At 62.3% G+C, this 12832-nt stretch carries 15 protein-coding genes; 10 read left to right on the forward strand and 5 right to left on the reverse strand.

Features of this window, described 5'->3' with window-relative positions:
- Positions 1-250 precede the first annotated feature (250 nt).
- The 8 genes from AWB77_RS08715 to AWB77_RS08750 are packed head-to-tail and all read left to right on the forward strand — an operon-like array spanning position 251 to position 5546.
- On the forward strand, positions 251-1219 hold the full coding sequence (locus tag AWB77_RS08715; protein ID WP_061133995.1) for a CobW family GTP-binding protein: 969 nt from the start codon (positions 251-253) through the stop codon (positions 1217-1219).
- 34 nt (positions 1220-1253) lie between these two features.
- Positions 1254-1757 carry a DUF1097 domain-containing protein gene (locus AWB77_RS08720; protein ID WP_061133996.1) on the forward strand — a complete coding sequence of 168 codons (504 nt, stop codon included), beginning with the start codon at positions 1254-1256 and terminating at the stop codon, positions 1755-1757.
- Between the two features lie 28 nt (positions 1758-1785).
- Positions 1786-2529: a nitrile hydratase subunit beta gene (gene nthB, locus AWB77_RS08725; RefSeq protein ID WP_061133997.1), complete on the forward strand. Its 744-nt coding sequence runs from the start codon at positions 1786-1788 to the stop codon at positions 2527-2529.
- Between the two features lie 30 nt (positions 2530-2559).
- Positions 2560-3183, forward strand: coding sequence for a nitrile hydratase subunit alpha (gene nthA / locus AWB77_RS08730; protein WP_061133998.1), 624 nt, complete (start codon positions 2560-2562; stop codon positions 3181-3183).
- Between the two features lie 9 nt (positions 3184-3192).
- Complete coding sequence (locus AWB77_RS08735) at positions 3193-3528, forward strand: nitrile hydratase accessory protein (protein WP_061133999.1); 336 nt, start codon at positions 3193-3195, stop codon at positions 3526-3528.
- A gap of 29 nt (positions 3529-3557) precedes the next feature.
- Positions 3558-3767, forward strand: coding sequence for a CbtB domain-containing protein (locus AWB77_RS08740; protein WP_061134000.1), 210 nt, complete (start codon positions 3558-3560; stop codon positions 3765-3767).
- A gap of 13 nt (positions 3768-3780) precedes the next feature.
- The gene (locus AWB77_RS08745; protein ID WP_061134001.1) at positions 3781-4566 is read left to right on the forward strand and encodes a CbtA family protein; all 786 of its coding nucleotides are present in this window, start codon (positions 3781-3783) and stop codon (positions 4564-4566) included.
- The gene (locus AWB77_RS08750) at positions 4563-5546 is read left to right on the forward strand and encodes a GlxA family transcriptional regulator (protein ID WP_061134002.1); all 984 of its coding nucleotides are present in this window, start codon (positions 4563-4565) and stop codon (positions 5544-5546) included. Before AWB77_RS08745 ends, AWB77_RS08750 begins: the two co-directional genes overlap by 4 nt.
- Positions 5547-6197: 651 nt before the next feature.
- On the opposite strand, the gene AWB77_RS08760 is transcribed toward AWB77_RS08750, so the two are convergent.
- Positions 6198-7034, reverse strand: a complete 837-nt coding sequence (locus AWB77_RS08760) for an alpha/beta fold hydrolase (protein WP_061134004.1) — start codon at positions 7032-7034, stop codon at positions 6198-6200.
- A gap of 113 nt (positions 7035-7147) precedes the next feature.
- Between AWB77_RS08760 and AWB77_RS08765 the strand changes: the two genes are divergently transcribed.
- On the forward strand, positions 7148-8065 hold the full coding sequence (locus AWB77_RS08765; RefSeq protein ID WP_061134005.1) for a LysR family transcriptional regulator: 918 nt from the start codon (positions 7148-7150) through the stop codon (positions 8063-8065).
- Positions 8066-8550: 485 nt separating this feature from the next.
- Complete coding sequence (locus AWB77_RS08770) at positions 8551-8751, forward strand: hypothetical protein (protein ID WP_061134006.1); 201 nt, start codon at positions 8551-8553, stop codon at positions 8749-8751.
- Between the two features lie 400 nt (positions 8752-9151).
- On the opposite strand, the gene AWB77_RS08775 is transcribed toward AWB77_RS08770, so the two are convergent.
- The 4 genes from AWB77_RS08775 to AWB77_RS08790 all read right to left on the reverse strand — a co-directional run bounded on the left by AWB77_RS08775 (position 9152) and on the right by AWB77_RS08790 (position 12658).
- On the reverse strand, positions 9152-9544 hold the full coding sequence (locus AWB77_RS08775) for a hypothetical protein (RefSeq protein WP_061134007.1): 393 nt from the start codon (positions 9542-9544) through the stop codon (positions 9152-9154).
- Between the two features lie 65 nt (positions 9545-9609).
- Complete coding sequence (locus tag AWB77_RS08780) at positions 9610-10278, reverse strand: RraA family protein (protein WP_061134008.1); 669 nt, start codon at positions 10276-10278, stop codon at positions 9610-9612.
- Complete coding sequence (locus AWB77_RS08785) at positions 10275-11315, reverse strand: amidohydrolase family protein (protein WP_061134009.1); 1041 nt, start codon at positions 11313-11315, stop codon at positions 10275-10277. The genes AWB77_RS08780 and AWB77_RS08785 overlap by 4 nt, the downstream gene beginning before the upstream one ends.
- On the reverse strand, positions 11312-12658 hold the full coding sequence (locus AWB77_RS08790; protein ID WP_061134010.1) for an MFS transporter: 1347 nt from the start codon (positions 12656-12658) through the stop codon (positions 11312-11314). Before AWB77_RS08790 ends, AWB77_RS08785 begins: the two co-directional genes overlap by 4 nt.
- Between the last annotated feature and the right edge of the window lie 174 nt (positions 12659-12832).

The following is a 12832-nucleotide window of genomic DNA, read 5'->3' on the forward strand; positions in this document are numbered from 1 at the left end:
TGGTCACGTCCGTTCGCATCGGCGGGCGAGAAGAGGGCATCGGCTGCACTTCGGCGATGCGTATCGCGCACCAACGCGTTTCGTCGCCTTACGTGCAAGTTTGTCCGTACTTGTCACTTTGCAAGGAAACGGACATGCGGTCAGGCACGCCGCGCCAAGTATCGCCCGATAGCGGCCAAGCGCGCGAAGACGGAACGGAAGCCGCTAAAGGCTAGGCGTCCCTGATCGACGCACGCGAAGGATAACTCTCATGCGACCCGCCAAAGTGCCTGCCACAGTCATTACCGGTTTCCTTGGAGCCGGCAAGACGACACTCGTAAATCATCTGCTCGAATCCACGCGGCCGATGCAGATCGGCATCGTCGTGAACGAATTCGGCGAAGTCGGTATCGACGGCCAGTTGATCGTCGCCGATGAACGCGCCGTGATCGAGATCAACAACGGCTGCGTCTGCTGCACGGTCCGCACCGATCTTGTCGCCAGCGTGCGCGACATGTTGATGCGCTTCGGCGATCGCCTTGAGCGGCTCATCATCGAAACGTCGGGCCTCGCCGATCCTGCGCCGGTGCTGCAGACCTTTCTCGCCGATCCCGACATGCGCGAGCGCGTGGGACTGGAATCGGTGGTCGCCGTGGTCGATGCGATGCACGCGCAAGCCCAGCTTCATGACGAGATCGCGCGTGAGCAAGTGGTATTCGCGGACCGCATCGTCATCAACAAGACCGACCTCGTTTCGTCCGATGCCGTCAATGCGCTCGTTGCGGCAATCCGCCGGCTCAATCCGACTGCACGCATCGAATACGCGCAGCGTTCCCGGATCGACGCGCATGCGCTTTTCGGCACGCGTAGCTTTTCGGTCGACAGCCTGCTCGCCATCGAGCCGAATCTGCTCGACGAAGACGGCCACGATCACGAACACGACGACAGCATCGCATCGTGCGCGATCGTGGTGCCCGGCGGCATCGACGCGACGCGTTTCAACCGCTGGATCAATCAGCTCGTGCAAACGCAAGGCACACAACTGCTGCGCATGAAAGGCGTGCTCAACATGCACGACGAACCGCGACGCCTGCATTTTCATAGCGTGCATATGTTGCTCGACACCACGTTCGGCCGCGCATGGATGCGCAACGAAACACGAGAGAGCCGTTTCGTGATGATTGGCCGCAACATCGACGCAGCGCGAATGCGCGACGGACTTCTGAGTTGCAGGTACTGAAGCCTTCATTCATTTCTTCTTCAAGGAGCTACGCATGAAAAAGACAGAGGCATACACGGTGAGCATCGGCGTTTTGGCGGTCGTCGATACATGGCTCACCGGCACGATCTTTCCGGTTCCCGTCTGGGTGACGTTCATCGCGTGGGCGTCGTTCTTCGTGCTCGGCGGCGGGCGCGCGGGCTTCGTCAAGAGCGTGGCGTCGAATCTCACGGGACTCGTCATCGCTTCACTTACCTTGCTTTGCATTGCGACGACGAGCGGCGGCGCGATCGCGGTAGCCGTGCTGGTCGGCATCGGCAGTGCGGCGATGGTTCAGGCATCCAGGATCAAGTTGCTCGACGTCTTGCCAGCGATCGTCTGGGGCTTCGCCTCGACGGTCGGCACGACGGTCGCAACGGGCAAGGCGATCACCACGGCGGGCATCGGTAATCCGGCGCTGGTCGCGGCCGCCGCGCTCGTTACCGGCGCAGTCTTCGGCTTCGTCTCGGAAGTGGTCGGCGAAGCTCTGCAATTCAGACGCGAGCATCGGCTCGGATAAGACCGTTTCCATTCAAGCGGAGCAAAACATGAAGCTGCAACATCATCTTGGCGGCATCGAAAATCTGGGGCCGGTCAGCACTGAAAAGCGCGTATTCGTCGAGCCATGGGAGAAGCGCATCTTCGGCATTCATACTGTGATGATGGCGGAGAGTGCACATCTGTCGGACACGCCGCATCGCTATCCGGTCGACACGTTGCCCACCGCCTTCAAGAGCAACTGGACTTGGGCCTCGCTGCGCACCGGCGCCGAAGACATGCAGCCGTTCGAGTACTTCAAATATCGCTACTACGAGAAATGGCTCGGCGGCATTGCGCAGTTTTTCGTCGATCAGGGGTATGTGTCGGCAGAGGAACTCGCAGAGAAAACCGCCCACTACAGTGCGCACCCGGACGCGCCGCTACCCGATCGTCCCAGTGCCGAACTCGCCGCGCAGATCGACGCCTATCTGCAGAATGGCGACTCGGGCTATCACGCGCTCGACGGCGCGGCGCGTTTTCGAGCGGGCGATACCGTGCGTATCGCCGATCCCGAAGCGGTGGATCACACGCGCTTGCCGGGTTATCTGCGCAACAAGACAGGCGTGGTGGATCTCGTCTATCCCGGCGCGTTCTCCTATTTCGTCTCGACGGGCGTGGACGGGATCGGTGCGCCGATGCCTGTATATCGCATCGCCTTCGACGCCGCGTCGCTCTGGGGCGCCGCCAAAAGCGAGCCAAATACAACCATCTACGCCGACCTGTACGAAGCCTACGTGCAGTCAGCCGACTGAACTCGATTGAAGCCAACCACGAGCGAACCCATGAGCCAACTCTTCGAATTTTCCGACGACCGCGAAGCATCGAGCGCCGCCAAAGTGCGTGCCCTGGAAGCCTTGTTGATCGAAAAAGGCGTCATTGCTACCGACTCCGTCGATGTCGTGCTCAAACACTTCGAGACAATGGCCGGCCCGTTCAACGGCGCGAAGATCGTCGCTCGCGCGTGGGTCGATCCGACCTACGCGAGGCGTCTCGTCGCGGACACGCCTAAGGCGATCGCCGAACTCTCGCTTCCGCTCGGCATGGCGGGCGCGGAAGGCGAGCATATGGCCGCGGTCGCGAACGATGCGAACGTGCATAACCTGATCATCTGCACGCTGTGTTCGTGTTATCCGTGGCCGGTGCTCGGCTTGCCGCCGTACTGGTACAAGGATCCTGTATTTCGCGCGCGCGGCGTGCGCGAACCGCGCGCCGTCTTGCAGGAATTCGGCGTACAGGTGCCCCCCACGAAGGAGGTAAAGGTGTGGGACAGCAGCGCGCAGATCCGCTGGTTCGTGGTGCCCGAGCGTCCCGCACACACGGAGCATCTGAGTGAGGAGGAACTCGCCGCGCTCGTTACGCCCGAGTCGATGATGGGCGTCGCACTCGTCGAAGCGCCCGCGGCTTAAGGAGGTGCCATGTTCACGCGTTTCGAAGAATATGCTGCCACGTCAATGCTCGGCGCACCGGATTCTCCGCCGCGTCTCGACGGCAAGCTGCTGTTCACCAATCGCTGGGAGCGAGATGTGTTCGGCCTCGCGCTCTCGCTATCGAAGGCGGGATGTTTCGAGTGGGAGGACTTTCGCCAGAGCCTGATTGCGTCCATCGGGAAGTGGGAAGCGATCGAATGCGCGAATCAGCCGCGCTGGGACTACTACGAACGTTTTCTCGAAGCGCTGCTGAAGGTGATCGAGACGAGCGGCGTGCTGTCGCGTCGAGAGATCGAAGCGATCGTCGCGGCGCGCAGCCGCTAACATTTTTCTGACTCTTCCGGAGATACTTTATGAATCACGCTGCCCTTCATTCCGCTGACGCGTTCGAACCGATTCCGCTGCGCGAACTGCTGCCGTGGATGATCTTTGGCGGTTTGCTGATGCTGCTGGCGCTGTATTTCGTCGGCGCGGAGCAGGGTGCTACCGCGATCTTTCAGGGCACCGCCATTCACGAATTCGTGCATGACGGACGCCATCTGCTGGGCTTTCCCTGCCACTGACGAGGAGACGACGATGGTCGGAAAACTGTTGATGCGCGGCATGCTCGTTGGCCTCATGGCGGGACTGCTGGCGTTTTGCTTCGCGCGGGTGGCGGGCGAGCCGCAAGTCGAACGCGCGATCGCTTTCGAGGCCCATGAAGCGCACGAGCACGCTCACGCCGGCGACGCGCCCGAGCCTGAAATCGTCAGTCGTGAAATGCAAGCGGGCGTGGGCTTGCTGACCGGCGTACTCGCGTACGGCGCTGCATTCGGTGGGCTCTTCGCGTTGTGCTTCGCCTATGCGTGGGGACGCGCGGGAAGCATGGGCGCGCGGCCGCTTGCGGCATGGCTTGCGCTCGCGGCTTTCGCCGCCCTGGTGGTGCTGCCGGCGCTGAAATATCCGGCGAATCCGCCTTCGGTGGGCGCGGCGGAAACCATCGGCGTTCGCACCGCGCTTTATTTTTTCTGCATGGGGATTTCCGTCGCCATTACACTGCTGTCGATAGCTTTGCGGCAGGCCCTTTCGCGCAAATGGCGCGATGCCGACGCGACGCTCGCCGGTCTGCTGGCTTTCGCGATCATGGCTGCTGCGATGCTCGCGCTGTTGCCGGCTATCGACGAGGTGCCTGCCGAATTTCCCGCCACGTTGCTGTGGCAGTTCCGCGTGGCGTCGATCGGCATGCAGGCAATTATCTGGACGGTCATCGGCGCTGCGTTCGGTGTGGCGGCGGAGCGCATGGCGCTGCCCGGTGCAGCGCGCGTGCGTCGAGGCATGCCCGTGAGCGAATCTGTTCTCAGAGGATCCGGATATCCGAGATGAAACGCATCAAGGTCGGTATGCTCGTCTTTCCTGGTTTTCAACTGCTCGATATCGCCGGGCCGAAGGATGCGTTCGCCGAAGTCAAGGTGCTGAGTGCAGGGGAGTGCGAGTACGAAATGATGATGGTCGGCACGACGCGCGGCACGGTGCAGTCGTCGAGCGGTCTGACGACCGTGCCGGATCGTACGATCTTCGATCCGTGCCCTGAGTTCGACACCATCATCGTGCCGGGCGGGCTCGGCATCTTCGATGCCTTCGACGATCCGGCGCTGAGCAACTGGCTGCGCGCGCAGCATCGGCAGTGCCGCCGCGTGTCGGCCATCTGCAACGGGTTGTTTGCCCTCGGCTCGGCGGGGCTGCTCGACAATAAACTGGTGACGACTCACTGGATGGATGTGCCCCGGCTCGCCAGCACTTTTCCGAAGGTGCGCATCGAGCCGGATCATATCTTCGTTCGCGACGGCAGCATCTACACGACGGCCGGTGTCACGGCGGGCATCGACCTGTCGCTTGCGATGATCGAAGACGACTTCGGCCGGCAAATGGCGCTCGATGTCGCCAAGTATCTGATCGTCTATCTGAGGCGCTCGGGCGGGCAGTCCCAGTTCAGTCCGCTGCTGGAAACGCAGGCCTCGCCTGGTTCGCAGACTATCGAAGTCCAGCAATTCATGCTGGATAACCTGCATGTGGATCATACGGTAGCGTCGCTTGCCGAACGCGTGCATATGAGCGCGCGCAATCTCTCGCGCATCTTCGCCAAGGATTGCGGCATCACGCCGATGACTTATCTCGCCAATGCGCGCATCGATGCCGCGCGGCGCTACCTGGAAGCCACGGACTTGCCGTTAAGAGTCATCGCGCACCGGTGTGGCTTCCAAGACACCGACAAGTTCCGCCGCACGTTCCTGCGCCGTCTGCAAATCCATCCGGCCGAGTATCGTGACCGCTTCAAGCCGAAAGCGGCGGCTGGAGCAAGGTGACGAAAAGTCTTCTGCTGCCAATCGAATACAGTACTCGCAAGAGCAGTCCGAAGCGGCTGAGCGTATCGCCGGAGCGACGAGTTTGCGTGCCCGCTTGGCGTTGTTGTCGACCATAGCGAAGATCTGGCTCGCGTGCTCGCCGGAGATCTCGTGGAGACTGCGAGAATATGGGCCACTAGCATGCCAATGAAAGTTCTTTGTCATGGTGAACAGCGTGAAAACGTCCGCGAGCAATGCATTCGGGCCGCCGGAGACTTCGTCGCGCGCGTCGGAGCCGAGGTCGTAGGAACTGGCAGATCGTCTCGTGTCTTCGTCAGCATGCGTTTCTCCCTCTGCTAGACAGCATCGCAGCAACGCGACGTGATCACTTCATGTGTCGACAAACGCGTTGCCAATGCGAGAAACCGACCATCTCAAATCACGCCGGTCGGATTCACGACTCGCAGTCTCCAGCCCTCATCGAGCACAAGCAATGCGACATCGCCGCTGATCGCGTGCGGCGCACTGAATCGGTGATGTGCGGACGTCTCGACAGCAACCCGTTGAGCGCAGCTCGCAATGCCGCGTGACCTTGGACCACGTCGCCGTCGGTCGTTCGCATCGTCGCGACGTTGCTGAATATCGACATCGGCGCATCGAGGTCGCCAGAATTCATCGCCGCGTCGAAGGCCTTTGGTATCTCTTCAGGCGTGAGACGGACGAATGCTTATTTACGAGCGCGTCAGCGAATTCTTCAATGATCGACGCGACTTCGACGGGAGATTCAAGCGGTGACAGGTGCCCTGTCGAAGGCACAATGCGCAGAACCGCGTGCGGGACACGCGGGAGCAACTCGGCTTCCAGAGTCTCGATACGATCGACCTGGTCCAGCTCGCCGGAGATCACAATGGTCGGTGCTACGATCGCCGCGGACTCGGAAGAGATGTCCTCTCGCAGTGCCACGTTTGGCCACCCCGCCTTGGCCTGCGGCGCGCCCTTAAGGCTGTCTTCAATCACCTGTTCGCGCTGCGCCACGTCCAAGCGCTTTGCTGTCAACACGTGGTCGATTACAAATTCGACCGACTCACGCGTTTGGTATGCGCCCGCAAGTGTTGCGCGCTCTGCGTCGGAGAGGAGCATCGGCGTGGGAGGAGAGGGCGCAACGAGCACCAACCCTGCGAGCCCTGCTGGACGATGCGACGCAATCAGTTGCGCGACTTTCCCGCCCATCGAATGACCGATGAGCACATAACGTTCGAGCGTCAGCGCATCGATCACCCCTTGTGCGTCCGCAGCCATGTCAGCAATGCCATAACCGTCGGATGGCGCCTCGGATTGTCCCCAACCGCGATGATCGGTTGCAACGATCCGATACCGGTCCCGGAGTTGCTCGGCGACGGCGTTCCACGTGCGCGACGAACCGCCGTAATAGTGCAGGAATACGAGCGCCAAGTCGCCGCGCCCGGATTGCTCAACGTGAATCGCAACGCCGTTCGACTGAATCTTCATGATGTTTTCCCTTATCGACTGTATGGAGACAGCTTAGATTCAGTTCTAGAATTTGATAATTGCCTTAACAGTATCGGCAGTCGATAAACACGTTATCGAATAGGAGCAGGAAGATGGATCGACTCACGGGAATGGGTGTGTTCGTCGCCGCCGTCGAGGAGGGCAGTCTCGCGGCAGCCGCGCGGCGTTTCGGAGTCTCCGCGGCAATGGCCGGCAAGCACGTGAGCGCGATCGAGTCCGAGTTGAATGCGCGACTGCTGCAGCGAACCACGCGCCGACTGAGCCTGACCGACACGGGACAGCGGTATTACGAGCGTTGCAAGCGGATCCTGGAGGCCTATGACGAAGCGAACCGTGAAGCGCGTGATGCGCAAGGAACGCTCCGCGGCACGTTGCGCATCGCGGCGCCGGTCACGTTCGGCGCCATGCACCTCGGCGAGGTCGTCGCACGCTATCTCGACGATCACCCACAGGTGAACGTTGACGTGCTGCTCGGGGACCGCTATGTCGACTTGATCGATGCGGGCGTCGATCTTGCGATTCGCATTGGGCGTCTTAGCGATGCGAACCTCGTCATTCGGCCGATCGCACGCTGTCGCATGGTGTTGTGCGCATCGCCCGTCTATCTGAAAGTCAACGGCATGCCGCGCACGGTTGCAGACCTTGCAGACGCACCGCGGCTCGCGTTCAGCGAAGCCGTGTCGTCCGGCGACTGGACGTTGCGCGACGCGAAGAAGCGGCAGCATGTCATCGATGGACCTTGCAGGATGGCCGCAAACAACGTGCAGATGCTGCTCGCTTCGGCCGTCGCGGGCGCCGGCATTGCGTTCGGCCCGAGTTTTGTGTTCGGCCCAGATCTTCAACGAGGTGAGTTGATCGAGCTTTTGCCGCACCTGCGCGCCGATGACCTTACGATTCAGGCGGTCTACCCGAGCGCGCGCCGCATCGCACTCAAAGTTCGCCGCTTCGTCGACTATCTCGATCAGGCTTTCGGCGACGATCCGCCGTGGGATCGCAGTGCCGGCGCCTGATGCGCAGCTCAGGAAGGTCAGTGCGAACAGCGGATCACTTCGCGGAGAATCCCGGCATGAGAATGGGGGTCCTTGTCGACGAGCACCTTGGCGTCAGGTTACGTCGCATCGTCCCGTATGCATCGATGATCGCTGTCATGTTCACACCTTCACGTGTGAATTGTTGAACGGCGTTCGCGCGCTCTAGCCGAGCAGAGACTCGAGCACGATAAGGCATTCTCAATGCCGCGTCGTCGGCGCGCACTGCGTCTGCGGCTGCCGCTATACCGAAGAAGTCGAGAGAGAGCGGCGTCTGGAAGGAGCATGTCGAAACCAGGCAGCGTCGGCATGGCCCGTTCCTTGGCGGCTCGCAGCAGCGGCGTTGGCTGATGCTTCATGAGGATGTCGCAAACCTGCGCATTCGGTTGCAGGCGCTCCGGCGGCCGCACGATGTCTTAAGGGTGGCGCGAGGGGACCGTCGCTTTGAAGGGGCGCACTAACGTTTGATGCGGCTGCATCCCGAGATCATCGGGACGGCGGGGCGCATCGGCGTGCTGCGCGACTTGTTCGCGACGATGCGCGCATATGGCGATGTCTGGTTCGCTACCGGTGCGCAGGCCGCATCGTGGTGGCGCGAACGATACCACGCCAACGAGCCCGGGCATCCAGTCGAGGTATTCGAGCGTCACAGGAACACCGTCGTATGAACGTGCGGGAACGCGTCCTGTCGGAACAGCGCGACCTTCATTGCGGATTCGACGTTCGATGACCTGCCGCATGAGGTCGTCGGGAAGGCAAAACGGCATCTGCTCGATATGCCCGGCGCGGCACTCATGGTCGCGCGCACCTCGCCAGCGCGAGTGGCGCGCTCGATCCACTCCGGCTGCGAAACGCTTCTACAGCCGTTATCGAATCAACTGGACATGGCGGTCAAGCGTCGCCTGACGTCGCCGGACAAGACACTCCATGCGTTGGCAGGGGCCGCGAACGTCTGACATCGGCGAATGCCCGCGCGCTGCGCAGAGGATCCGGCCGGGCTCGGCCAGCTGCGTGCAGGTCAAGCAATCGAAGTCCGCTATGCAACTCGTTCCTCCAGCGCCCTCGCGTTCAGAGTGCGACGTCCTCGATCACCTCCCATCGCAACGAGCGAATCCTGTGGTCGACGAAATAGCCGCCGCCTTCGGTGTAGCGCAGATAAAGCCGCCCGCAGGACGAACATTCCCACACGCCGCAGCGGTTATACGGAAAGAAGCGCGGCGCGATCGGCGCATCGGCGGACCAGTAGTTCGTCTTGCCGGGCAGATATTCGGCGAAAGTCGGCTCCGGATCGTGCTCCGACAACAGCGTGCCGATCTGGCGGAATTGCGATTCGTCGAGCGAAAGCGGCTGGGATTGCCAGCCATCGAGCGGCGTTTTCGTGCACGCGCAGGGTTGCGGCGCGCGGGCTTGCGCGCGTCGTGCAAGGTCGGTCAGCGCGGCGGCGTCGAGAAAGTGGGGCATGGAGATAGACAGTCGATGAAGCGAGCGCGCCATCATGCGCGCGTTCGCGGCGGTTCGGCAAGGCGTCAGCCGTTCATCATGCGATCGCGCTGAACCGCGACCCACGCACGATCGAAACGGCCTTCCGCGATCGACTTGAGCGCCGCCGCCTCCTTCGCCGCCTGCTTGCGCGCGCCTTCGATCACCGCTTCGACATCCGCTGACGCGATGGCCAGCACCCCATCCTCATCGCCGACGACGATATCGCCCGGATGCACGACCATCCCCCCGACTGTCACCGGCACGTTGATCTCGCCCGGCCCGTTCTTGTACGGCCCACGATGCGTGACGCCGCGCGCATACACGGGAAAGTCGCGCTGGCCGAGCGCGCCGACATCGCGGATCGCGCCGTCGATGACGAGACCCTGCACGCCGATGCTTTGCGCGAAGCTCGCCATGATGTCGCCCATCAGCGCCTGCGTGAGCTCGCCGGCGCCGTCGATGACGAGCACGTCCCCGGGGCGGCAGTAGTCGAACGCGCGATGGATCGCGAGATTGTCGCCGCCGCGCGTGCGTACCGTGACCGCGGTGCCGGCCATCGGTTTCGGCCGGTGATACGGACGCAGTCCGGTCGTACCGCTCACGCGGGCCATGTTGTCGCTCAGGAGCGATACCGCAAGCTCGCGCAGCGCGGCGAGCGTCGCGGGGCTCGCCTGAGCCGCGGATTCGTATTCACGCCATCCCGCCGGGTTCATACCGTCGCTCCTTCGTTCGATCGTTGCCGTTTCAGTTGCGCGGAAAGCCGTCCATACACCGCGCGCGCGTTGTCCTCGAAAATCCGCTGGCGATCCGCGTCGCTGAGCCATTCGATCGCGTCGATATAGCGGCGCGTGTCGTCGAAGTAGTGACCTGTTTCGGGATCGATGCCCTGCACCGCGCCGATCGTCTCCGACGCGAACAGGATGTTCTTCGCCGGAATCACCTTGGCGAGCAACTCCGCGCCCGGCTGATGGTAGACACAGGTATCGAAGAACACGTTGTTCAGCAAATACTCGGTGAGCAGCGGCCGCTTCATGTCCTGCGCGAGTCCGCGATACCGTCCCCAGTGATACGGCACCGCGCCGCCGCCGTGCGGAATGATGAACTTGAGCGTGGGAAAATCCGCGAACAGATCGCCTTGCAGCAATTGCATGAACGCCGATGTATCGCCGTTGATGTAATGCGCGCCGGTCGCGTGGAAGTTGGGATTGCACGACGACGAAACGTGGATCATCGCGGGCACGTCGAGTTCGACCATCGCTTCGTAGAGCGGATACCACGAGCGGTCGGTGAGCGGCAGCCCGGACCAGTGCCCGCCCGAAGGATCGGGATTCAGATTGCAGCCGATGAAACCCAGTTCTTTCACGCAGCGGCGCAGTTCGGCGATGCAATTGTCGGGCGCGACGCCCGGCGCTTGCGGCAACTGACAGACGCCGACGAAATTACGCGGAAAGAGTTCGACGACGCGATGCACGAGGTCGTTGCATGCTTCCGACCAGACCGCGTTGGCCTTCGCCGTTGCCAGATGATGGCCCATGCCGGCGGCGCGCGGCGAGAAGATCGTGAGATCGGTGCCGCGTTCGCGCTGGATGCGAAGCTGGCCGTTCTCGATGCTTTCGCGGATTTCATCGTCGGTAATGCCGGGGCGCGGCGGCGGCGATGCGCCGTCCTTCAGCGCGGCGATCTGCTGTGCGCGCCACGCTTCGTGCTGCGGCGGCGAGGTCGTGTAGTGACCGTGACAATCGATGATCATGCGTGGTTTTCCTGTCGTTGTGCGCCCGCTTCGTGCGAATCGGATGCGGGCAGCGAAGCGTCTTCGTCGTCGGCGGGCTTCACGCGCATGACGAGCGCGATGATCGTCGCGACGACGAGGAACGCCGCGATCGTCAGCAGCGCGAGCTTGAAATTACCCGTCGCGTTGCGCACGAGCCCGATGCTCCACGGCCCGACGAGGCCGCCGAACTGCGCGATCGTGTTGATGAGCGCGATGGTCGCCGCGCCCGCCGCGCCGGTCCTGAACGACGAGGCGAGACTCCAGAACAGCGGATTGCCTGCGTAGATGAAAAGGCCGGTCACGCATAGCAGCGCGTAGGCGATGACGGGATTCGGCGCATACGCGCTGCCCGCGATCGCGAGGGCACTCATGCCGTAGACGAATGCGAGATGCTTCTTGCGGTCGCCGGTGCGATCCGAACTGCGGCTGATGATGAACGTGCCGAGCACGCCGAGAAGCGGTGGCGCGGCGGAAAGAAAGCCGACTTCGATGTTGCTCAGATGACCGAGACTCTTGACGATCTGCGGTAGCCACAGAAAGAGCCCGTAGATGCCGACGAGCGCGCAGCCGAAGAGACACGCAAGGCACCATACGCGGACATCGCCCGCCACGCGCAGCAGCGGGAAGTGCGCGTTGCCGCCGACCGCTTCGCGTTCCGCCGCTAGCGTCGTTTCGAGCCAGCGCTCTTCGTCGTCGGCGAGCCAGTCGGCGTCGGCGGGGCGCTCGGTCATGATGCGCAGCGTGACGAGGCCGAGCAGCATGGCCGGAATGCCTTCGAGGATGAACATCCATTGCCATCCCTGCAGGCCGAGGATGCCGTTCGCGTAGGTCATCAGCGCGGTCGAGATCGGGCCGCCGAGCACGGCGGAAAACGATCCCGCGATGATGTAGCCGCCGACCGCGCGCGCCCGATAGCGCTCGGGGAACCACTTCGTCAGATAGACCGCGACTCCCGGCAGGAAACCCGCTTCCATGACGCCTAGCAGAAAGCGCAGCAAATAGAAGCTTTTGTCGTCGAAAACGAATGCGGTGACGGCCGCGACCGCGCCCCACGTGAGCAGGATACGTGCGATCCAGCGGCGCGCGCCCACGCGATGCAGCAGCAGATTGCTCGGCACTTCGAGCACCATGTAGCCGACGAAGAAGATGCTGCCTGCGAAGCCGAACACGGCGGGGCTGAAGCCGAGCGCCTTGTTCATGTCGAGCGCGGCAAAGCCGATGTTGATGCGATCGAGATAGTTGAAGAACATCATCGCGAAGAGCAGGGGCATGAGCCGCCCGTACACCTTTCGCATGGTTGCTGCTTCGTTGAATTGGGCCATGCCGTCTCCACGTTCTTTTCATCGGATCGCGAGGCTCTGCGGCTTCGCTTTACAAACGGCCAGCGCCGCTCGTCTGTCCATCGGGCTGCGCGCAAGGAATGCCGGCCCCGGACATTAAAATCGATGATAAGTAGCGCGCCGGCTCGCGTCCAAGACGCGTTCCTTATGCTTGTA

The organism is Caballeronia fortuita, assembly GCF_001544835.2.
Classification (GTDB): domain Bacteria; phylum Pseudomonadota; class Gammaproteobacteria; order Burkholderiales; family Burkholderiaceae; genus Caballeronia; species Caballeronia fortuita.